Origin of the sequence: Arthrobacter sp. ok362, assembly GCF_900102785.1 — a bacterium.
Classification (GTDB): Bacteria; Actinomycetota; Actinomycetes; order Actinomycetales; family Micrococcaceae; genus Arthrobacter.
The window spans coordinates 223,245-243,624 of sequence record NZ_FNGC01000002.1; the positions used below are offsets into that span (position 1 = coordinate 223,245).

21 protein-coding genes are annotated in these 20,380 nt (G+C 66.1%); 9 read left to right on the top strand and 12 right to left on the bottom strand.

What is annotated here, in order from left to right:
- Positions 1-38: 38 nt before the first annotated feature.
- Both BLQ10_RS03520 and BLQ10_RS03525 read left to right on the top strand, forming a co-directional pair.
- Positions 39-311 carry a glutaredoxin family protein gene (locus BLQ10_RS03520; RefSeq protein ID WP_091558438.1) on the top strand — a complete coding sequence of 91 codons (273 nt, stop codon included), beginning with the start codon at positions 39-41 and terminating at the stop codon, positions 309-311.
- A gap of 74 nt (positions 312-385) precedes the next feature.
- Positions 386-1,081 carry a redox-sensing transcriptional repressor Rex gene (locus tag BLQ10_RS03525; protein ID WP_091558441.1) on the top strand — a complete coding sequence of 232 codons (696 nt, stop codon included), beginning with the start codon at positions 386-388 and terminating at the stop codon, positions 1,079-1,081.
- Between the two features lie 78 nt (positions 1,082-1,159).
- On the opposite strand, the gene BLQ10_RS03530 is transcribed toward BLQ10_RS03525, so the two are convergent.
- From BLQ10_RS03530 to BLQ10_RS03540, 3 genes are all read right to left on the bottom strand, one after another.
- Positions 1,160-1,996, bottom strand: a complete 837-nt coding sequence (locus tag BLQ10_RS03530; RefSeq protein ID WP_091558443.1) for a Yip1 family protein — start codon at positions 1,994-1,996, stop codon at positions 1,160-1,162.
- A gap of 239 nt (positions 1,997-2,235) precedes the next feature.
- Positions 2,236-2,709 (bottom strand): hypothetical protein, encoded by a 474-nt coding sequence (locus BLQ10_RS22260; protein ID WP_175558458.1) that lies wholly within the window; start codon positions 2,707-2,709, stop codon positions 2,236-2,238.
- Positions 2,710-3,207: 498 nt separating this feature from the next.
- Positions 3,208-3,756 (bottom strand): YceI family protein, encoded by a 549-nt coding sequence (locus tag BLQ10_RS03540; RefSeq protein ID WP_091558447.1) that lies wholly within the window; start codon positions 3,754-3,756, stop codon positions 3,208-3,210.
- Between the two features lie 212 nt (positions 3,757-3,968).
- On the opposite strand from BLQ10_RS03540, the gene BLQ10_RS03545 reads away from it, so the two are divergent.
- The 5 genes from BLQ10_RS03545 to ccsB are packed head-to-tail and all read left to right on the top strand — an operon-like array spanning position 3,969 to position 8,934.
- Positions 3,969-4,634 carry a histidine phosphatase family protein gene (locus BLQ10_RS03545; RefSeq protein ID WP_091558450.1) on the top strand — a complete coding sequence of 222 codons (666 nt, stop codon included), beginning with the start codon at positions 3,969-3,971 and terminating at the stop codon, positions 4,632-4,634.
- A gap of 2 nt (positions 4,635-4,636) precedes the next feature.
- Positions 4,637-5,257 carry a TlpA family protein disulfide reductase gene (locus BLQ10_RS03550; RefSeq protein ID WP_091558453.1) on the top strand — a complete coding sequence of 207 codons (621 nt, stop codon included), beginning with the start codon at positions 4,637-4,639 and terminating at the stop codon, positions 5,255-5,257.
- Positions 5,258-5,270: 13 nt separating this feature from the next.
- Entirely contained in the window at positions 5,271-6,026 is a 756-nt protein-coding gene (locus BLQ10_RS03555) for a cytochrome c biogenesis CcdA family protein (protein ID WP_091558456.1), read from the top strand.
- Entirely contained in the window at positions 6,026-7,816 is a 1,791-nt protein-coding gene (locus tag BLQ10_RS03560) for a cytochrome c biogenesis protein ResB (protein WP_091558459.1), read from the top strand. Before BLQ10_RS03555 ends, BLQ10_RS03560 begins: the two co-directional genes overlap by 1 nt.
- The gene (gene ccsB / locus BLQ10_RS03565; RefSeq protein WP_175558459.1) at positions 7,816-8,934 is read left to right on the top strand and encodes a c-type cytochrome biogenesis protein CcsB; all 1,119 of its coding nucleotides are present in this window, start codon (positions 7,816-7,818) and stop codon (positions 8,932-8,934) included. The genes BLQ10_RS03560 and ccsB overlap by 1 nt, the downstream gene beginning before the upstream one ends.
- Positions 8,935-8,987: 53 nt before the next feature.
- On the opposite strand, the gene BLQ10_RS03570 is transcribed toward ccsB, so the two are convergent.
- Positions 8,988-10,571 (bottom strand): alkaline phosphatase D family protein, encoded by a 1,584-nt coding sequence (locus tag BLQ10_RS03570; RefSeq protein ID WP_091558462.1) that lies wholly within the window; start codon positions 10,569-10,571, stop codon positions 8,988-8,990.
- Between the two features lie 174 nt (positions 10,572-10,745).
- Positions 10,746-11,174 (bottom strand): PLD nuclease N-terminal domain-containing protein, encoded by a 429-nt coding sequence (locus tag BLQ10_RS03575; protein ID WP_091558464.1) that lies wholly within the window; start codon positions 11,172-11,174, stop codon positions 10,746-10,748.
- Between the two features lie 132 nt (positions 11,175-11,306).
- Between BLQ10_RS03575 and BLQ10_RS03580 the strand changes: the two genes are divergently transcribed.
- The gene (locus BLQ10_RS03580) at positions 11,307-11,630 is read left to right on the top strand and encodes a DUF4229 domain-containing protein (RefSeq protein ID WP_091558466.1); all 324 of its coding nucleotides are present in this window, start codon (positions 11,307-11,309) and stop codon (positions 11,628-11,630) included.
- 57 nt (positions 11,631-11,687) lie between these two features.
- Here BLQ10_RS03580 and BLQ10_RS03585 read toward each other — a convergent pair whose 3' ends face one another.
- The 7 genes from BLQ10_RS03585 to BLQ10_RS21950 form a co-directional block, all read right to left on the bottom strand.
- A complete protein-coding gene (locus tag BLQ10_RS03585) occupies positions 11,688-12,569 on the bottom strand; it encodes a 1,4-dihydroxy-2-naphthoate polyprenyltransferase (protein ID WP_028276409.1) in 882 nt (293 codons plus the stop codon).
- 67 nt (positions 12,570-12,636) lie between these two features.
- Complete coding sequence (locus BLQ10_RS03590; protein ID WP_091558468.1) at positions 12,637-13,782, bottom strand: AMP-binding protein; 1,146 nt, start codon at positions 13,780-13,782, stop codon at positions 12,637-12,639.
- 23 nt (positions 13,783-13,805) lie between these two features.
- Positions 13,806-14,759, bottom strand: coding sequence for a 1,4-dihydroxy-2-naphthoyl-CoA synthase (locus BLQ10_RS03595; protein ID WP_091558470.1), 954 nt, complete (start codon positions 14,757-14,759; stop codon positions 13,806-13,808).
- 21 nt (positions 14,760-14,780) lie between these two features.
- Entirely contained in the window at positions 14,781-15,221 is a 441-nt protein-coding gene (locus BLQ10_RS03600; protein ID WP_091558473.1) for a VOC family protein, read from the bottom strand.
- Between the two features lie 69 nt (positions 15,222-15,290).
- On the bottom strand, positions 15,291-16,052 hold the full coding sequence (locus tag BLQ10_RS03605) for a CPBP family intramembrane glutamic endopeptidase (RefSeq protein ID WP_091558476.1): 762 nt from the start codon (positions 16,050-16,052) through the stop codon (positions 15,291-15,293).
- Positions 16,053-16,157: 105 nt separating this feature from the next.
- Positions 16,158-18,053, bottom strand: a complete 1,896-nt coding sequence (locus BLQ10_RS03610; protein WP_091558479.1) for a hypothetical protein — start codon at positions 18,051-18,053, stop codon at positions 16,158-16,160.
- The gene (locus BLQ10_RS21950) at positions 18,050-18,514 is read right to left on the bottom strand and encodes a hypothetical protein (protein WP_139164171.1); all 465 of its coding nucleotides are present in this window, start codon (positions 18,512-18,514) and stop codon (positions 18,050-18,052) included. The genes BLQ10_RS03610 and BLQ10_RS21950 overlap by 4 nt, the downstream gene beginning before the upstream one ends.
- Positions 18,515-18,856: 342 nt before the next feature.
- Between BLQ10_RS21950 and BLQ10_RS03620 the strand changes: the two genes are divergently transcribed.
- Positions 18,857-20,314: an amino acid permease gene (locus BLQ10_RS03620; protein WP_091558485.1), complete on the top strand. Its 1,458-nt coding sequence runs from the start codon at positions 18,857-18,859 to the stop codon at positions 20,312-20,314.
- Positions 20,315-20,380: the final 66 nt, after the last annotated feature.

A 20,380-nucleotide genomic window follows, 5' to 3' on the forward strand; every position in this document is an offset into this window, starting at 1 on the left:
CGTCGACGCCGAAGCGGCCACCGGGCTACGGTGGATGCATGGCCACACCCCCGCCCGTCCCCGATGTCGTTCTGATCACCAAAGCTGACTGTCACCTGTGCGCGGAGGCGCGCGCCGCCGTCGCCCGTGTCACCGCTGCGCTCGGAATCGATTGGTCGGAGAAATCGGTGGACGACGACGCAGGGCTGCGTGAGCGCTTTGCCGAGGAGATCCCGGTGGTGTTGGTCAACGGGGTCCAGCGGGATTTCTGGAAGATCGACGAGGCCCGCCTGACCCGGACCCTGCAACGGGTCCTCGGCCAGCCGTCCTGACGGCGGGGTGCTTTGTTGCGTGATGCGCGGGGGCTCTAGAGTGGGAAGCACAACGCGACGCAATGGAGCAGATAGTGACTTCGCTGGATTCATCCCCCGGGGCTGTCCCCGGGGGAGCCGGGACTGCCGCCAAACAGATTCCACCCGCGGCCGTGGCCCGGCTGACCATCTATCTGCGCGCCCTGACCACACTGTTGGCTGACGGGGTTGACCGGGTCTCGTCCGAGTCGCTGGCGGAGGCCTCCGGAGTTAGTTCCTCGACGCTGCGCAAGGACCTCTCCTATGTCGGCTCCTATGGAACCCGGGGTGTTGGTTACGAGGTCCAGTACCTTAACCGCAATATCGCGGCTGCGCTCGGGCTGACGCATGACTGGAAAGTCGCGATCGTCGGTGCGGGCAACCTGGGCAAGGCTCTGGCCCGGTACGGCGGATTCGAGTCGCGGGGCTTTGACATTGTGGCAATTTTCGACGCCGACCAGATGGTGGTGGGTAGCGAGGTCGGCTGGCTGCGGGTCAGCGACGCTGCTGACCTTGAGCCGGTACTGCAACGGACGGGTGCCAACATGGTGGTCCTCGCCTTGCCCGCCGCGGTGGCCCAGGACGTCTGCGACCGGGTCATTGCCGCCGGCGTGCGGAGCATCCTCAGCTTCGCACCGGTAATGCTGCAGGTCCCCCCGGGGGTCAATCTCCGCAAGGTCGACATGGCAACGGAACTGCAGATTCTGGCCTACCACGCACAAAGGGCGCAGGACCCGGAAGACGCCGACTAGATCGGCCAACCCTCCGGCTCCCGCGCCCGCTGAACCGTTTTCTGCTGGTGGTTCTTGGCTGGGTGGTTCTTGTCGAAGTTACTTCCCGAAGGGGGCTCCGGGCTGTCCGTAGGGGTTGGCAAGGGACTGCCGCTTCCGGAAATACGGCGAGGCCGCGGGCAGGTAGAGCAGCACGATGGCCGCAATGCCCACCAGCGCCGCCAGCGTGGCGAGGCTGAGCGGGATGATGTTGAAGATCGACAAGGCGGCGAATACGGTTCCCAGAATACGAGCCCAGTTCTTGCCCTTGCGGACATTGAATGCGACCAGGGCGTATAGCCCGGCGCTGATCAAGGCGAACACCACGATGGTGCCGATCAGGACACCCTTGATGGATTCGAAATCGACCTTCGTGCCGCTCGTTGCCATCTGCTGCTCGAACATGTCACGGACGGCAGGGGTGTCCAGGGATCCCAGTGAAATCAGCATCGAGATGACCCACAGGGCTCCGGCTGCGATGATCAGCCAGAACGACGTATTGACCAACTGGGGAACCGGGCCCGGAGCCTGCGGCTGTTCGGACGGGTACTGGGCGTAGGGGGACTGGCCGTACTGCGGGGCGTTTTGGCCGTAGGCCGGCGGTGTCTGCTGGCCGTACTGCGGCGCGTTTTGGCCGTAGGCCGGCGGTGTCTGCTGGCCGTACTGCGGCGCGTTTTGGCCGTAGGCCGGCGGTGTCTGCTGGCCGTACTGCGGCGCGTTTTGGCCGTAGGCCGGCGGTGTCTGCTGGCCGTACTGCGGCGCGTTTTGGCCATAGGCGGGCGGGGTCTGCTGGCCGTACTGCGGGGTCTGCGGGGCGTTCTGGTCGTAGCCCGGAGTGGACTCCCGGCCCGGCTCGGAGCCGTTGGGCGGTGGGGGCTGGACTGGCGAGTTGCTCATGTAGCGGTCCTTTGCGTGTCGATCACTGAATCGTCCAACGGGACCAGAGATCCTCCCCTGCCCCCAGCATGGTTTAGCTCAACCGTACCGCGGCCCGGCCGCCCTGTGGATCATTCCGGAGAGGTATTCTCAACCCTCATTCGAAGGCCGGCACGGCCGCGGCGGGGAAGCGGCTGGAATGGCGGCGGGGATGCACTGCCGCCGCAACGATCCGGCGGGTTCCCGGTGGGTCTGCAGGCCTAGATCCGGCCCCGGTTGGCGACAAACCAGGCCTGGGCGTTCGGTAGCCACATGAGTACGGTCGCCACCAGGCTGATGATGAAGCCCGGCAGGTTTCCGCCCGCCCGGCCGTCGGCGACGCCCGCACTGATGAGGGCCAGCACCAAAGAGATGCCGACAAGAATGGTGAGGGCGAAGCGGGCCCACTCCCGGCCTTCCTTCATTTTCATGGCCAGGATGATCTGAGCGGTGGCCAGTGCAAGAGCCACGATTACAAGGAGCAGCACCAGGAGCCCGATTGCCGGCGCGAAGGCGATCAGGACGAAAGACCCGAACAACCCGATGACTCCGCCCAGGAGTCCCAGGAGTCCGCCGATAAGCCAGATCCAGTACGAGACCTTCAGCACGGTGGGCATCGCAGCGACCCTGAACATTCCGGAGAGGCCGCCTATAGGCAGGGCATCGCTGACGTTCCTGGGACGGTCGGTGGGCATCTCGAAGCGGAATCCGCCCGTGGACGCCGGCTGGCCCTGGTACCCGGGCGGCGGTGCCTGATACCCCGGTGGGGGAGTTTGATAGCCGGGCGGCGGTGCCTGATACCCCGGTGGGGGAGCTTGATAGCCGGGCTCACCTTGGTACCCCGGCTGCGGCGGTGGCTGGTAGCCGGGAGTGGACGACGGGTTGACCGGGGGTTGCTGTGGGCCGGCTGGCGGGACGTTCCCCGACGCCGGAGGCTGGGCGCCCGGCTGCTGTGGCGGTACATCACTCGGGTTGCTCATGGCTCTCACTGTAGACCGCCGTATCCCTGTTATCTAGGGAATCCACAGGCCCGCGGCGGCGCCGTTCGCACCGCCTGTCCCGGCAACAGGAGCGGCGCAAACAACAGCGCCCTGCTTCATCGCGAAGATGAAGCAGGGCGCTGAAACCGGCGGACCGGCGTCGGCCGCCGGGACCGGACGAAATGACCGGACCCGGACTGCACCGAATACTGGTTACGCTGCGGGAGCGATGAAAGCCAGTTCCAGGTTGATGGCAACCTTGTCGCTGACCAGCACGCCGCCGGCGTCGAGGACCGCGTTCCAGGTCAGGCCGAAGTCCTTGCGGCTGATGGTGGTTTCGGCGCTGAGGCCAGCGCGGGTGTTGCCGAACGGATCGACGGCCACGCCGTTGAACTCGGTCTCGAGGGCCACGGGGCGGGTGACGCCCTTGATGGTGAGGTCGCCCTGGAGTTCGTAGGCGTCGCCCTTGGGGACGATGGTGTTGGAGACAAAGGAGATCTCCGGGAACTTCTCGACATCGAAGAAGTCTTCGCCGCGGACGTGGCCGTCGCGGTTGGCGTCGCCGGAGTCGAAACTTGCGGTCTTGATCGAGGCATTGACCTTGGAGTCGGTGACGTTCTCGGCGAGGTCCAGGGTGGCTGCGGCGTCGGTGAACTGGCCGCGGACCTTGCTGATGCCGGCGTGGCGAACGGTGAAACCGATCTCGCTGTGTGACGGGTCGAGGGTCCAGGTGCCGGTGGTGACGTTTGCGGGAAGTGCCATGGTGATGCTCCTTGAGTCGGGTTGGTACTGCGGTGGTTCGTCTGATCGTTAGTCGAAGCCTCATTGGTTGAATCCTCAACTAACTGCTCACCCAGTATAAACATGCATTTGCATCTTTTATTCCAACTCCGGGGAACATTTTTCCAAACTCATCAGTTCTACTTCCTGTAGAAGATTTCAGATCGACCGGCATCTTTGAGAAACTGGTAGACATGCCCCAAGCCACTGTTCATTTGCTCCGCCACGGCGAGGTCCACAATCCCGATGGTGTCCTGTACGGCAGGCTGCCGGAATTCCACCTCTCCGAACTCGGCCGGGAGATGGCCCGCGCGCTGGCCGAACACTTGAGGGAGCGTTCCGAACAAGGGGCCCGGATCGTCCATCTCGCCGCGTCCCCGCTGACCCGTGCGCAGGAGACGGCACAGCCGATTGCCGATGCCCTGGGCCTCGAGATTGCCACCGAAGCCCGCATCATCGAAGCCGAGAACTATTTTCAGGGCCTCCACGTCTCCAAGGCGGAGCTGCTCCGGCCCAAGCACTGGGCCCGGCTGTACAACCCGTTCCGGCCATCCTGGGGTGAGCCATACAAGGAGCAGGCTGCGCGGGTCATCGCGGCCGCCCAGGACGCGCGCGTCCGGGCCGTCGAGCTGGGCGGCAACGGGGCCGAAGCCATCCTTGTCAGCCACCAGCTGCCCATTTGGGCGACGCGGCTCAGCGCCGAAGGCCGGCCGTTGTGGCACGACCCGCGCAAGCGCGAATGCACGTTGACGTCCCTCACGTCCCTGGTGTTCGACGACGCCGGCGCTCTGGTGCGCGTCGACTACAGCGAGCCCGCTGCCGCCCTCCTGCCCGGTGCCGCCAGCACCCCGGGAGCCTGACCATGGCCGCGAACCGCCTTGAAGGGACTCCGCTGTCCCGCCGCAGCGTACTGACTGCCGGCGGCGCCGCGCTGGCCGCAGTGTTCGGGCTGTCCGGCTGCGCCCAGGACGATGCCCTCGCCAAGCAGGCCAAGGCCGGGGACAACAAGAATTACGTGGCCGGAGACGGGTCCGTGACCGAGTTCGCCGTCGCTGACCGCAAGAGTCCCGTGGCGCTGAAGGGGACGCTGTTCGACGGCACCGCCGTCACGTCGGCGGACTTCCCCGGCAAGGTCACCGTGCTGAACTTCTGGTTCGCCGCCTGCGCCCCCTGCCGGGTCGAGGCGCCGTCCCTCGAGGCGCTGCACCAGGAATTCAAGCCCAAGGGCGTGCAGTTCTTCGGCGTAAACCTGCGCGACGAGAAAGCCACGGCCGACGCGTTCGACAAGACCTTCAACCTGACGTACCCGAGCTTCAATGACAAGGACGGGGCGGTGCTGCTGGCTGTCTCCGGACTCGTGCCGCCCGGCGCCGTGCCCACCACCCTCGTGCTGGACAAGCAAGGCCGCGTCGCCTCCCGGGTCCTGGGCGAAATCCAGCAGGGCACCCTGAAGGCCCTCATCGCCGCCGCCGTGGCCGAGTAGCGCGGTCCCTGCCGTGAACAGCCCCTTCGCCGAAGCCATCCTGAACGGATCGCTCCTGCTTGCCATCCCCGTCGCGCTGCTGGCCGGACTCGTCTCGTTCCTCTCGCCCTGCGTCCTTCCGCTGGTGCCCGGATATCTGGGCTACGTGACGGGACTGACCGGCGTCGACCTGCAGAAGCAAAGGCGCGGGCGCATGCTGGCCGGCATAGGGCTGTTCGTCCTCGGCTTCTCCGTGATTTTCGTGCTGCTCGGCGGGGCCTTCGGGCAGCTGGGCAGCCTCATCACCGGCTCGCAGAACAAGTGGATCACCCAGCTGCTGGGCGTCCTGGTGATTGTCATGGGCGTTGTGTTCATGGGCGGCTTCGGCTGGCTCCAGCGCGATGCCAAGATCCACGCCAAACCACCGGCCGGGCTGTGGGGCGCGCCCTTGCTGGGCATCACCTTCGGGCTCGGCTGGGCACCGTGCATCGGCCCCACCTATTCCGCCGTCCAGCTGCTCAGCCTCTCCGGCGGCTCCTCGGCGGCCAAAGGGGCGTTCCTGGCCTTCGTGTATAGCCTTGGGCTGGGAATCCCGTTCCTGCTGATCGCCCTGGCCGTGCGCCGCGGCATCGGCGTGATGTCCTTCTTCCGCACGCACCGGCTCGCCATCCAGCGCACCGGCGGCGGCATCCTGATCCTGCTCGGCATCCTGATGGCCAGCGGCGTGTGGGGCACCTGGGTCTCCGGGTTGCAGTACTGGTTCCAAACCGATGTGAAATTGCCAATCTGATGAGCGAGCGCGTGAACGAAAAGAAGAAGAAGTCCCCGAAGCCCGAGGCCGTCCTGCCCTCGCTGGGTCCGTTGGGCATGCTCCGGTGGGCGTGGACGCAGCTGACCAGCATGCGCACGGCCCTGTTTCTGCTCCTGCTGCTTGCCGTCGCCGCCGTGCCCGGCTCGCTGTTCCCGCAGCGCCCGGCCAACCCGGCGATCGTCACCCAGTACATCAAGGACCACCCGGACTACGGGAAGATCCTGGACTCGCTGCAGCTCTACGACGTCTATTCCTCTGCATGGTTTTCCGCGATCTACATCCTGCTTTTCGTCTCGCTGATCGGCTGTGTGATCCCGCGCGCCATCGCGCACTACAAGGCGATGCGCTCCCAGCCCCCGCGCACTCCCGCCCGCCTGTCCAGGCTCCCCGAATACGGAACCCTCGTGATTCCGGCCGACGCCGGGATCCCGGCGTCGGCCGCCATCTCCGGCGCCGCAGAGCTGCTGAAGAAGCGTGGATACCGGGTCGACGTTCGGGACCGCGACGGCGCCCGCCCCTCTATCGGGGCCGAGCGTGGCTTCCTGAAGGAGGTCGGCAACCTCGTCTTCCACACCTCGCTGATCGGCGTGCTGGTCTCGGTGGCGGCCGGCGGCCTCTTCGGCTACAGCGGGCAGCGGATCCTGGTGGAGGGCGACACGTTCGTCAACACCCTCGTCGGCTACGACCAGTTCACGCCCGGCACCAATTTCCAGAGCAGCCAGCTCCAGCCGTATTCGGTGCAGCTGGACAAGTTCGACATCACCTTCGACCGTGAATCGAAGGGCAAATTCGGTCAGCCCATCGACTTCGCGGCCGCCGTGACCACGAAGGAAAACCCGGACGCACCTGCCAAGAAGGAAGTGCTCAAGGTCAACGACCCCCTCAGCCTCGGCGGCACCAGCGTGTACCTCACCGGCAACGGCTACGCTCCTGTGGTCACCATCCGCGACGGCGCCGGCAATATTGCCATGCAGGGTCCCGTGGTCGCCAAGCTCCAGGGCGAGAACTACTACTCCTCCGTGGTCATCAAGGTCCCGGACGCCAAACCGGAACAGCTCGCCTTCGCCGGGTTCTTCCTGCCGACGGCCTTCGTCACCGACAAGGGCGTGTCCTTCAGCGGTGATCCGGAGCTCATCAACCCGCAGCTGACGCTGAACTCCTACTTCGGCGACCTCGGCCTGGACGCGGGTTCGCCGCAGAACGTCTTCGAACTCGACGTCAAGAAACTGACGCCGCTCAACGCCCGCAACCTCGCCACGAAGGGCATCGTCCTGGCGCCCGGGAGCAACTACACGCTGCCGAACGGCAAGGGCTCCATCAGCTTCGACGGCGTCAAGCGCTACATCGGCGTGGACATTCACCACAACCCCGGCCAGCTGTACGCCCTGATCTTCGCGCTCCTTGCTGTTGCGGGGCTGGTGACCTCGCTCTACGTGAACCGCCGCCGCGTCTGGGTCCGTACCGGCACCCACGCGGACGGCCGCACCATGGTGGAGTACGGTCTCCTGGCCCGCGGTGAAGACCACCGACTGGCCGGGGAGGCTGCGGCTATCCGCAGGCTCCTCTCCGACGAATGGCTAGTGGGCGAGGACGCCACGACCGGTTCCCAGCCCGCTCCCAGCACAACAGCGGATAATGACCGGGCGGACAAGGCCAGCACGGCTACAGGCAGCACGGGTGCCGGCGGCACGCACGCCACCGAAGAACAACCCGCAGAAGACTTCATCCAGTCAACAGCCGGCTCTTCCGAGTCGAAGAAGGATCAGTAATGTTGTTCTCGATCAACGAAACCATGGGCCAGTACAGCGAGCTCTTCATGCTGCTGGCCGCCGGCACGTACACGGTGGCGTTCATCGCCTTCGCCTGGGACCTGGCCAAGAGCAGCAAGATGCTGCGCGCGGTGGACCTCAAGGCCGCGGAACTCGCCGCGCAGTCGACCACAACCGAGTCCGCGCGGGTGGCGGTCGGCGTCGGTGCGGGGACCGCCGGGAGCGACGTTGACCGCTCCGATGCGGACGTCAGCGGCCCTGCAGGCCGTGCCGAGCGTCCGACGTCGGCCGTCTCCGGTCGCGGCACCGCGGCCGGTGCGGGCCAGACCGCCGACGGCAGCATGCGCTACACCGGCGAGCGGCGTGCCCCCGCCCGGGTGGCCGTCGCGTTGACCGTCCTCGGCGCTGCGATTCATGCGGCCGGTGTGATCACCCGCGCGCTGGGTGCCGGCCGCGTGCCGTGGGGCAACATGTACGAATTCCTCACCACCGGCGCGTTCGTTGCCGTGGCCGTCTTCTTGCTGGTGCTGATCCGCCGCGACCTGCGCTTCCTGGGCACGTTTGTGATCGGTCTGGCCATCATCATGCTGGTTGCGGCCTCCATCGCCTTCTGGACGCCCGTGGGCCACCTCGTGCCGGCGCTGCAGAGCTACTGGCTGATCATCCACGTTTCCATCGCGGTGATGTCCTCGGCGCTGTTCACCCTGACGTTCGCCATGTCCGCGCTGCAGCTCGTGCAGTCGCACCGGCAGAAGAGCATCGGCGCCGGCGGTGCCGACAAGCTCGGATTCATGCGCCTGGTCCCGAACGCCCTGAGCCTGGAGAACCTGTCCTACCGCATCAACGCCATCGCGTTCGTCGGCTGGACGTTTACGCTCATGTTCGGCGCCATCTGGGCCGAGAAGGCCTGGGGCCGGTTCTGGGGCTGGGACACGAAGGAAGTCTGGACGTTCGTGATCTGGGTGGTCTACGCCGGATACCTGCACGCCCGCGCCACCCGTGGCTGGACCGGAACCCGTGCCGCCTGGCTGTCGATCGTCGGCTACCTGTGCGTGGTCTTCAACTTCACGATCGTGAATCAGTTCTTCAACGGCCTGCACTCCTACTCCGGCCTGTAAACAACAGCGCCCCGGACCGGCGGGGGACAGCTACGTCTTGCCGCGGGCCGCGACTACGCGCGGGGCTCGAGGCCCGGAACGGTGTCGTTGATCTGAAACGAGGCCTTGGTGCTGACCGGGGACCCCGGCCTGCTAACGAAGTCCAGCACGCGGAAATCGGCCCGCAGGGAGTCTTTGGTGATCCGTGTATTCACGTAGCCGCGCTGATTGTTGAAGAACTTCAGATGCGGGTTCCACGCCATGATGGGATCGAACGTGGCATCTGAACCGTTGCCCCCGGAGGTAATGGACGTGCTGACCAGTTCCGAGCCCACCACCGGCGACGCGGGGTCCTTAAAATCGACTTTCAGTTCGTTGGCCCAGTGCCGGTGAACGTCCCCTGTGAGTACGACGGCGTTGCGCACCTTGGCATCCACCCAGCCCTGGGTGATACGCCGGCGCGATGCTGCGTAGCCGTCCCAGCTGTCCATGGACACGTCGTCGATGCCGGCGGCCTCATTGCGGTCCCGTTCGGCGAAGAAGACCTGCTGGCCCAGGATGTCCCAGCGCTGGGTGGAGTTCCTGAATCCTTCCAAGAGCCACTTCTCCTGCCGGGTGCCGGTGATTGTGCGGTTCTTGTCCAGCCGCCCGGCAAGATTCTTCCCCCACCCGCCGGAGATCTGAGCATCCCGGTACTGGCGGGTGTCCATCATATGGAAATTGGCCAGCTGGCCCCAACGGATTGTGCGATAGATCTTCATGTCCGCTCCGGCCGGCACAGAGGAGGCGCGCAACGGCATGTTCTCGTAGTAGGCCTTGAATGCCGCGGCGCGGCGCACACGGAAGCGCGCAGCGGTATCGTTCATCTCGGCCGGACTCCTGTCCTCGGGAACGTCATCCGCATAGTTGTTGTCGACTTCGTGGTCGTCCCAGACCACCAGCCAGGGTGCGATCGCATGCGCGGCCTGCAGATCGGCGTCGGACTTGTACTGTGCATGGCGCTGGCGGTAGCCCTCAAGCGTTACCGTCTCCAGCACGTCGCGGTTGCGCGCCTCTTCGCGGACATCGGTGCCGCTGCGGCGTTCGTATACGTAGTCGCCAAGGTGCAGCACCAGATCAGGGTGGTCTTGGGCAAGGTGCGCGTATGCCGTGAAGTAGCCTTGCTCATACTTCGCGCAACTCGCGAAGGCCATCGCGAGCGCAGCCGGAGTCTCATAAGGCGCGGGGCTCGTAAGCGTCCGGCCAGTGGGACTGACATGACGTCCGCAGCGGAACCGGTAAAAGTACTCGCGTCCCGGCTTTAGCCCTCGCAATTCCACATGGATGGAATGGGCGTTCTCTACATGGGCGTACTCAAGGCCGTGGGCCACCACTTTGCCCATCGCGGCGTCTTCGGCCACCTCCCAGGCTACCGGGATGCTTCTGGATGGCATCCCGCCGAGGCCGTCCTCGGTGAGCGGGTCAAGCGCCAAACGGGTCCAAAGCACGAAGCCGTCCGGCCATGGTTCGCCTGAGGCAATGCCGAGCATGAACGGGTCGCCCCGGAGCCCGGCATCCTCCGCTGTTGAGATGCCGGGCGCAGCGGCCCCGGGCAACGAAACGAGGACGCCGGCACCCAAGCAGGCGGAAAGTAAGGCCCTGCGCGAAATGTCATCCATGGTTCAAACGCATTCCACCACTTCCGAGCTCAGATGCTTCGGCCGATGATCTAGCCATTCTATGCTCCGAATTCGCGCTTGGCGCCGGGCAGTTCGTCAGTATCCACCATGGTGGCAGCAGGAATACTGCAACGGTCAACCCACCTACCTGACCCCGCGCTACTTAACCCCGCGCTACTTCACTTCGTCGGTACCTGGCGTTCCGGCATCGCCGGGTTCGTGGGCATCGCCGGCGCCTTCAGTGCCGCCGGCTTCCGCGCCACCGGCGTCGGGCTTGCGTTCCTTGGCGTCGAGTTCTTCCTTGAGCTTCTTGAGCCTGTCGGCCTCGGCCTGGTTGCGGCGGGGGATTGCAAGGTTGCGGAGGAAGTCGGGGTCGTCGTCGGGCGCTACCGGGTGGCTGTAGGCGACCGGTGCGGTGTCCGTGGCGCGGGGGCGTCCAATGAGGAACCACAGGGTGGCGCCGACCACGGGGAGGAGGATCTGCACGAAGATCCAGGCGGTCTTGGAGATGCCCCTGGTCAGCCGCCCGTCGGTGCGGATGAGGTCGACCAGTCCATAGACAAATACGGCCAATATGACGATCGGAACCACTACACGGAGCATACCTTCAGTCTAGCCGTCGGGCGCCTCGACCGCGCCGGTCACTGTGGCCGGGTGCGGGCCGCCGGCACCGCAGCTGCGGGGGAGCAGGACGGGCCGAAGCAGCGCCGCCGTCCTGGCGGCTAAACTTAAGGGGTGGCTTTCCTCAAATACACCCTGATTCGGCTGGCGCTGTTTGCGCCCTTGTTTGCGCTCTTCCTCTACTTGCAGCTGGGAGTGCTCCTGGCTGCCCTGTGCGCCGGGATGATGTCCTTCGCCATCAGCTTCCTGTTCTTCCAGAGGCAACGCGACGCGGCCACTGCGACGCTCCACCACCGGTTCTCGGGCAAGGCCAAGCCGATGCGCAGCGCCGGCGAGGTGGCTGACGCCGAGGCCGAAGACCGCCTCGTAGACGCGAACCCCGACATTGCAGTCCGCACGGACAACCGCCGCAAGGATTCCCAGCAGCCAGAGGCCTGAGCGCCGGGCCGTGGTTTCAAGCAGTCCTTGGGAAGCCGCGGCTCAGAGCCCCCGGCCTTAGAACCCATGGCTGAGGACGAGTCCGATTGAGAACAGCGCGGCGAAGCCGAGGTTGATCAGTCCGGTCTGTTTCAGCACGGGGATGAGGCTCTTGCGGCGCCGCCCGGCAATCATCAGCCAGGACGGCATGAGGCTGGCGGGGATCAGCAGCAGCACGATCAACATCCAGGGCCGCGCGGGGGCCAGGACAATGACCAGCAGGATCGCGACGGCGAGCATCAGCACGTAGCTTTCGCGTGCGTGCTTGTCCCCGAGCCGGACAGCCAGGGTTTTCTTTCCCGCCTTTCTATCGGTCGGGATGTCGCGGACGTTGTTTGCCATCAGCAGCGCGCACGCGATCAGCCCGGTGCCAATCGCCCCGATGATGGCGGCGAGGCTGAGCTGCCCCGCCTGGGTATACGTGGTGCCAAGTGTTGCGACGAGCCCGAAGAACACGAACACGAAGACGTCGCCCAGGCCGAGGTAGCCGTACGGGTTCTTGCCCCCTGTGTAGCCCCAGGCAGCCAGCACGCAGCCGACGCCGACCAGGATGAGCCACCAGGCCTGCGTGATGATCACCAGGATCAGGCCGAACAGCATGGCCAGCCCGAACGCCGCGAACGCGGCCCGTTTGACGTGTTCCGGGCTGGCCGCGCCCGAGCCCACCAGCCGGAGGGGACCCACCCGGTCCTCATCCGTGCCGCGGATGCCGTCCGAGTAGTCGTTGGCGTAGTTGACGCCGATCTGCAGGAGCAGGGCGACCAGGGCGGCGAGCACGGCGTTCAGCAGGATGAACGAATCCATCTCGTAGGCGGCTGCGCTGCCGATCAGCACCGGTGCGATCGCGGCCGGCAGGGTGCGCAGTCGGGCGCCTTGGATCCATTGTGCGGCTGTGGCCACGGTCAGTACCTCGTTGGTTGGTTGAATACTCGTTGGTTGGTTGAAGCGCCGGCCGGAGGCGGCTTGTCTATTTTCCCTGATGGAGCGCATCCAGCAGGACCGTCATGCCCAAGCGGTCCGGTTTGCCGTTGGGCAGCATGAGCAGTTCCGCCGCGGGCAGGACCGTTTTCGGGGCCAGCGGGCCCAACGCCGGTCCCCAGGTTTCGTTCCGACGGGCGGCGAACGCCGCCATGCCTTCCGGGGAACTGTCGCCCACGGCGACGTACGCGGCCAGGGCGTGGCCCCACTCGGCGGAGGGCACACCGGCGACAAAAGCCGCCCGCACGCCGTCGAGTTTTTCCAGCTCAGTCTGGACATGGGCGGCGGAAACCTTGACGCCGCCGGTGATGACGACGTCGTCGGCCCGGCCGAGAACGGTGAGCCGGCCGTCAGCGTCCAGTTCACCGAGGTCGTTGGTCCGGTACCAGCGGACGCCGTCCTCTTCGATGAACGTCGCTGCCGAGAGCTCGGGGGCCTGAAGGTACCCGGCGGCGATGGTTGCCCCGCCCAGCAGGATGCGGCCGTCGTCCTCCACGCGGACCAGGACGTCTTCGAGGGGGAAGCCGTCGTACACGCACCCGCCGCAGGTCTCGGACGAGCCGTAGGTGGTCACCACGCGCACTCCGGCGTCCCGGGCCGCGGCGAGCAGCTCCACAGGCGCGGGGCCGCCGCCAAGCAGGACGGCGTTGAAGCGCTGCAGCACCGCCAGCGTCTCGGCGGAGGGCGCGTCCAGCAACCTCTGAAGCTGCGTGGGCACCAGCGAGGTGAAACGGATCTTGTCCGTGAGCTCCAGCGCCGCGGCGGTGAAGGCCTCCCGCGTAAAGCCGCCGGACAGGTCCATGGCCCACGGGCGGGTCCCGGCAAAGAGCGAGCGGACCAGCACCTGTACCCCGGCCACGTACTGGACGGGGAGGGCCAGCAGCCACTGGCCCTCGCCCTTGAGCGCAAAGGCGGTCGCCATGGACGAGGCCGCCAGGGCCTCGACGGTCAGGACGGTCGCCTTGGGCGCGCCGGTGGACCCGGAGGTCCGCACCACGACGGCCGCGTCCTCGATGCCGGCCGTATCAGGGAATCCCAGCACCGGTGAGCCGTCCGGCCCGGCGGAGAGTTCGACGGCGGGACCCTCGCCGTGGAGGGCAGCAGCCAGCGCCTTGAGCGCGGGCTCGATGTTCATGGCTCCGGAAGTCACTGTGCGCCTTAGAAGTAGTACGGGAACGCGGACCAGTCGGGATCGCGCTTCTCGAGGAAGGCCTCCTTGCCCTCCACGGCCTCGTCGGTCATGTACGCCAGGCGGGTCGCCTCGCCGGCGAAGACCTGCTGGCCGGCCAGGCCGTCGTCTGCCAGGTTGAACGCGAACTTGAGCATGCGGATGGCCTGCGGGGACTGCCGGGCAATGTCCGCGGCGTACTCCAGGGCGACCTCCTCAAGGCGTTCGTGGTCCACGGCCTCGTTCACGGCGCCCATCCTCACCATGTCCTCGGCGGAATATTCGCGGGCCAGGAAGAAGATTTCCCGGGCGGCCTTCTGGCCGATCTGGCGGGCCAGGAGGGCCGAGCCGTAGCCGGCGTCGAAACTTCCCACGGTGGCATCGGTCTGCTTGAACTTTCCGTGCTCGCGGGAGGCGATGGTGAGGTCCGAGACGACGTGGAGAGAGTGCCCACCGCCGGCCGCCCAGCCGTTGACGACTGCGATGACCACCTTGGGCATGGTGCGCATGAGCCGCTGGACTTCCAGGATGTGCAGCCGGCCGGCGCGGGCGGGGTCGATGGTTTCTTGGGTCTCGCCGTCGGCGTACCGGTACCCGTCACGGCCGCGGATCCGCTGGTCCCCGCCGGAGCAGAACGAGTGGCCGCCGTCCTTGGGGGAGGGGCCGTTTCCGGTGAGCAGGACGGTGGCCACGTCCGGGGTCATCCGGGCGTGGTCCATGGCGCGGTAGAGCTCGTCCACAGTGCCCGGCCTGAAGGCGTTGCGGACCTCGGGGCGGTCGAAGGCGATGCGGACGGTGGGCAGGTCCCGGACCACGGAGCCGTCCCCCCCACGCTCCACCTGCCGGTGGTAGGTCATGTCCTGGAAGTCGTCGAAACCGGACACGGTGCGCCACCGGGTGGGGTCAAAGACGTCGGATACCTTGGCGGGGATTTCGTTGCTCACAGTCCGAGTCTAGTAATGGCGTCAGCTGATGCAGAACTCGTTGCCTTCCGGGTCCGCCATGGTGTGCCAGGAATGCGGTCCCTGGTTGGCAGTCCAGAGGAACGTGGCGCCGCGCGCAACAAGTGCGGCCCGCACGGCGTCCTTGTCCGCACCCGCGAGCCTCACGTCCCAATGGACCCGGTTCTTGATGGTTTTTTCTTCCGGGACGGTCTGGAACAGAATGCGCCGGGCCGGCGATTTGGCGCCGAGTTCTTCGGGCGGGCGGATGGCGGCGCCCACGCGCCACACGAGCTTGCCGTGATGCATCGTGGTGTCTGTTTCCGTAGCGAAGCCCTGATCGATCATGGAGTGGATGAAAACCTCATCCTGCGGCTCCACGGCCCACTCCAGTGTTTCAGCCCACCAGTCGGCGAGCTCGTGCGGGTTCTTGCAGTCCACGGCCATCTGGATGTTCAGTGTCATGGAAAGAACCTACGACCTCGGCGTCCGCGCCGGAAGGGCCCGGCCCGCAGATCTCCCGCGTTGCTTCGGCTAGCCCTGGACCTGCTGCAGCTGTTCGAGGACCTCCGGCGGAATCGCGTAAATGAAGATGACCGCGAGAAGGTTCTTGGAGGCGTGGACGAAGTAGGAGAACATCACGTTCTTCCCGGTCCACACGTATACGAACACCAGGACGGCGCCCATGGCGAGGTAGGGCATCAGCACCTGCAGGGTCATTTGCTCCTGGCCCACGATGTGCAGGGCCCCGAAGAGGACCGCGGACAGGGCACAGCAGACCCAGAGGTTGACCCGGCGGCTCAGTTTGCCGATCAGCAGGTGGCGGAAAATGTATTCCTCGACGAACGGGCCCACCACCACCAGCAGGGGCACCATGAGCCAGACCGGGACCTGCTGCATGAGCGCCTGGAGCCCGGCCTGATTGGCGGAGGTCTGCACCGGCCCGCTGGCGGCCACGAGAACCGCGGTGAGGATGAGCATCGCCACTACGGCCAGCGGCACCATGAACGCCGTGAACCAGGGCCGTGTGGCCAGAACGCGGAGGTCGCGGCCGGCAACCCGCCGCGCGGCGGTCAGGGCAAGGAGGCCGATGGTGGCGTAAAAGACCAGGTTCACCGCGTAGGACGCCACCGCAGGATTGGGCGATATCTGCAGCAGCAGCGGTGCCAACAGCCCGCCCGCCACGGCGAAGAATGCGGCCACGGCAACATAGAGTCCAACGGTGATGAAATCGAGCCGGGAGAACCGGTATAGCTCCGGCTGCGGCGCGGGTGGTGTGCGGAGAGCTGTGCCCATGTCCCCAGCCTAGCGCCGCCCGCCCTCACCACGAGCCCCCGGAAACGGCTAACGCCCGGGCCGAGGGCGCCGGGCGTTAGCTTAGAGGGCTGCAGTGCTCTGGATCTAACGGAACAGTGCCCCGTAGGTCCCCATGATGATCCGGTCGCCCGGGGTGGACTTGCGGATGTAGTCAACCACTGCCCAGTCATCGAGAGAGATGCATCCGGCCGTGGGCACCTTGTTCATGTGCAGGAAAATGGCGAAGCCCGCGTCCTGGACGATTTTGGGCCGGTTGTAGTTGATGACCACGCCCTGGCGGTAGTAGCCCCCGCTGGCGAACCACCACATGTTCTCGTCCCAGCCGACCCAGGACGACGACTCGTGGTACTTGTTGTACGTGGGCGTCCAGGGGTTGCCGCCCCACCGTGAACGGGGGTTCAGCGTGCGGTAGGAAAGCTTCGTTCCCGGGTTGCCCAGGCCGAAGGCTTCCGTCACGGAAAACGAGCCAGTGGGGGAGTACAGGTTCCGCGTGGGGCCGGACGGCACGCCCGGACGCTTGAACCCTGACTTACCGACGTAGCCGTCAGTCCGCCAGTCCGGCACATAAGCTCCGGCGACTTTCATGCAGTACATGTTGGTCGCGTGGGACTCTCCGTAGCCCGAGGTCCAGGTGAGCAGGACACGGTTCGCGCCGTACGTCGGGTACTTGGCCTGGCCATTGTTGAGCTTATGGCATTCAGACCTCCCGTAGAGCCGGGTCCCGGCGGTCTTGGACCAAGTGATTTCCCCGCCCTGATAGGACTGCGCACAGGCAGCGGCCACACAACGCTCGCTCGCGATCGGATACCCCAGCGAGCCGCCAAGGCCACCCGCTGACACGAACCTGCTGTCGATTCCCCTGCCGGAAATCCATGCACCCGTGGTGGGCGACCAGTAAATACTTCCGCCTTGGAAACGTTGCACGCAGCCACCGGCGGGTTGTCCGCAGGTCTCGCTCGTGAGCGGGTAACCCAGCATGCTTCGCGACGCTCCGGCGGCGGAATACCGGCTGCCGATAGCGCCGCGGGTCACGTGCGCGCCCGTGGCGGGCGAGTAGAAGATGCTGCCACCCTGGAAGCGCTGCACGCAGCCCCTGGCAGTCAGGCCGCAGGTTTCCTCGGTGAGCGGGTAGCCCAGCAGGCTGTTCTGTGCCCCGCCGGCCTTCCATCGGCCCAGGATGCCACCCCGGACGACATGGCCGCCGGTTCCCGGCGCCCAGTAGATGAAGCCTTTGTCGAACTGTTGAAAGCACCCGGATGCCTTCAGTCCGCAGGCCTCGGCGGTTACGGGGAGGCCCAGGACCGCCTCGCCGCCGGCCGCGACCCAACGGCTCCCGATGCCGTTTATGGCCGAGAACTCCAGCAACCGCGTCCCTGTCCACGCCAGGATGCGGCCACTGGAGAACTTCTGGATAGTTCCGCCAGACACCGCAGTCTCATCCGTGACGGGATAGCCGAAAAGCGCCAGGCCGCCCTTCGCGTGCCAGCGGGGGCCGGTGTGTCCCTCGGTCCGCAGGACCGGGTGCGCCCCCGTTGCCGAGGTCCAGAAAATGACCCCGCCTTCAAACGTCTGGCTGCAAACGCCGAGTGAGCAGACCTGTTTGGCCGTCGGCGCGCCGAGGGCGCCGGCGGCAGCCTTCAGCGCCGTCCACTTCGTCTCGATGGGTCCTTGGACGACGACGGGCGGAGGCGTCGGCTTGTTCGTCGGGGTCGGCGTCGGTTCGACAAGGGGCAGTGTCTGCTCCGCGGTGGCTTTCGCCGTCGCAGTGGGAGTTGCAGTTCCTTCTGGAACCGGACCGGCGGGAGCCGGGGCGGATCCAGTCGGGGTCGGCGTCTCGGCCGGCGTTTCGGTCGGCGTGGCCGCCGGGCTGGTTGCCGGCGGCGCAGTCGGTGCATCCTCCGCGAAGGCCGGCCCGACTGCCAGCGGCCCGGCAGTAAGCCCGAGGATCACCGCCGTGAGGAGAAGTAACTTCTTTTTCATGGGGCATCCTCTACGGAGACGACTGGCGTGCAGGTCCCGCCGCTGTCCTTGGTCTTCGCGAAGTTCGCCGCGGCAATGTCGGCCGACTTGCCGGCTGCAACGACTTGGGTGATGAGCGTGTGCCCCGCCACCGCGGGGCCAACCGTGACTGCGATGGCCACGGTGAACACTCTGTTCTTATCGGTGTTGTTGACGAGGGTGCCCTTGAAGGACCACGACCCGTCGGCTGTTGCGGTGCAGACGTGCTGCCGCAATGCGTTGGGCGCGTTCAGCGAAGTGGAAACATCGGCAGGCTCGGAGGTACCCGGCGCCGGAGATCCTGATGTCTGTGCTGTTGATGTTGATGGTGCCGGCGTTGCTGCGGTGCGGCTTTCGCTGGGTCCGGCCGGACCGGAACCGCCGCTCGAACACCCCGTTAGTACGAGAAGCAGCACTGCAGGCAGAAGCGCTCTCTGTTTCATAGTCCCCCCTGGCTCACGGCGTTCCCGCCATGGCCTGCACTGATGTTGCAGGCGCCCCGGCTGGAAAGTCCCCGCCGGTGTGCCCAGACTAATGGAAAACAGCGGCCTGACCAGCGCTTTTGCGTGAAATGACCGTTGTTGTGGCGCGTTCGGGGCGGATCCGGATGTCGCCCGGGTCACGCCGGGGTCCTGAGTGCTAGTACGATAGATGAGCCGCGCGAGCTTCGACACTTGTGAGGTTCGGTACATGTCTTAGCCCCTGCAAGAGGCTTAGGCCCGAATTTTGTGTACTTGAATCCACGGTCCTGTCCCGGCTATACCTCGACCTACAAGGAATCAGCTGTGCCATCAACTACCCCCACCGAACTTCAGAGTGCGCCGGCGCAACCCGCCGTCGACTCGACCCTCAGCGCCGAGGGCTATAAGAAGACCCTGAGCGGCCGCCACGTGACCATGATCTCGATGGGCGGCGCGATCGGCGTCGGCCTGTTCATGGGGGCCGGCGGACGCCTGGCCTCCACGGGCCCGGCGCTGATCTTCTCCTACGCCATTGCCGGCGTGATCGCCTACCTGCTGATGCGGGCACTGGGCGAGCTCATCATGTACCGCCAGACCTCGGGCTCCTTCGTCAGCTACGCCGGCGAAATGTTCGGCAAGAAGGGCGCCTTCCTCTCCGGCTGGATGTACTTCATCAACTGGGGCATGACCGGAATCGCGGAACTGATCGCGATCGGCCTGTACTTCCAGTTCTTCTTCCCCAACGTGCCGGTGGAAGCCTCGGCCATTGCCGCCCTCGCGCTGCTGGTGGCCGTCAACCTGCTCAGCGTCAAGGCGTTCGGCGAGTTTGAATTCTGGGCGTCCTGCCTCAAGGTCGGCGCCATCCTGATCTTCCTGGCCGTTGGCACCTTCATGGTGGTCACCAACGCCAAGGTGGGCGCGGGCCACGCCTCGGTGGCCAACCTCTTTGCCGACGACGGCGGGATGTTCCCCAAGGGCGCACTCGTGATGGTCCTCGTGCTCAACGCCGTGATCTTCGCCTACAACGGCATCGAACTCGTCGGCATCACCGCCGGCGAGATGGAAAACGCCAAGCGCGAAGTGCCCAAGGCGATCCGCGCCGTCGTACTGCGCATCGTGGTGTTCTACGTCGGGTCTGTGCTGTTGCTGGCCATGCTGCTGCCCTCCGACCAGTACAAGGCCGGCGTGTCCCCGTTCGTCACCGTGTTTGGCCAGATGGGCCTCGGCTGGGTGGGCGACGTGATGAACATGATCGTCATCACCGCCGCGCTGTCCTCCTGCAACTCGGGCCTGTACTCGATCGGCCGCGTGTTCCGCACCATGGCCAACAACGGTCATGCCCCGCAGTGGCTCACCAGGATGTCCAAGCGCCATGTGCCGTACGCGGCCATCCTCGCGATCGCCGCTTTCTACCTCGTGGGCATCCTGCTGAACATCTGGCTGGGCGGCTCGCACGCCTTCGACCTCGCGCTGAACACCGCCTCGATCGGCGTGATCTTCACGTGGGGCGCCATCTTCGCCAGCCAGATCGCGCTGCGCCACCAGAAGGGCCGCGTCTCCAGCCTCCCCATGCCGGGCTCGCCCTGGACCAGCTGGGCCGGACTTCTCGCGCTGCTGGCCATCACCGTGCTGATCGGCTTTGACACCATGACCAGCAAGTCCGGCGAGGTCTTCCACCTCGGCCTCTGGACCCTGGCCACCGTTCCGTTCTTCGCCCTGGTGCTGTGGCTGGGCTGGCAGAAGGTCAAGAACAACGGGCCCAAGAGCGAGCTCTTCAGCTAGGACCCACCGCGGCCTGCACTGCGGCGGCATATACGACGACGGCGGCAGCCACCCTTCCAGGTGGCT

Bases quoted from the DNA above. Each gene is read 5' to 3' on its own strand.
- BLQ10_RS03520 (WP_091558438.1), top strand. From the start codon at position 39: ATGGCCACACCCCCGCCCGTCCCCGATGTCGTTCTGATCACCAAAGCT.
- BLQ10_RS03530 (WP_091558443.1), bottom strand. From the start codon at position 1,996: ATGAGCAACTCGCCAGTCCAGCCCCCACCGCCCAACGGCTCCGAGCCG.
- BLQ10_RS22260 (WP_175558458.1), bottom strand. From the start codon at position 2,709: ATGCCCACCGACCGTCCCAGGAACGTCAGCGATGCCCTGCCTATAGGC.
- BLQ10_RS03540 (WP_091558447.1), bottom strand. From the start codon at position 3,756: ATGGCACTTCCCGCAAACGTCACCACCGGCACCTGGACCCTCGACCCG.
- BLQ10_RS03545 (WP_091558450.1), top strand. From the start codon at position 3,969: ATGCCCCAAGCCACTGTTCATTTGCTCCGCCACGGCGAGGTCCACAAT.
- BLQ10_RS03550 (WP_091558453.1), top strand. From the start codon at position 4,637: ATGGCCGCGAACCGCCTTGAAGGGACTCCGCTGTCCCGCCGCAGCGTA.
- BLQ10_RS03560 (WP_091558459.1), top strand. From the start codon at position 6,026: ATGAGCGAGCGCGTGAACGAAAAGAAGAAGAAGTCCCCGAAGCCCGAG.
- ccsB (WP_175558459.1), top strand. From the start codon at position 7,816: ATGTTGTTCTCGATCAACGAAACCATGGGCCAGTACAGCGAGCTCTTC.
- BLQ10_RS03570 (WP_091558462.1), bottom strand. From the start codon at position 10,571: ATGGATGACATTTCGCGCAGGGCCTTACTTTCCGCCTGCTTGGGTGCC.
- BLQ10_RS03575 (WP_091558464.1), bottom strand. From the start codon at position 11,174: ATGCTCCGTGTAGTGGTTCCGATCGTCATATTGGCCGTATTTGTCTAT.
- BLQ10_RS03590 (WP_091558468.1), bottom strand. From the start codon at position 13,782: ATGAACATCGAGCCCGCGCTCAAGGCGCTGGCTGCTGCCCTCCACGGC.
- BLQ10_RS03600 (WP_091558473.1), bottom strand. From the start codon at position 15,221: ATGACACTGAACATCCAGATGGCCGTGGACTGCAAGAACCCGCACGAG.
- BLQ10_RS03605 (WP_091558476.1), bottom strand. From the start codon at position 16,052: ATGGGCACAGCTCTCCGCACACCACCCGCGCCGCAGCCGGAGCTATAC.
- BLQ10_RS03610 (WP_091558479.1), bottom strand. From the start codon at position 18,053: ATGAAAAAGAAGTTACTTCTCCTCACGGCGGTGATCCTCGGGCTTACT.
- BLQ10_RS21950 (WP_139164171.1), bottom strand. From the start codon at position 18,514: ATGAAACAGAGAGCGCTTCTGCCTGCAGTGCTGCTTCTCGTACTAACG.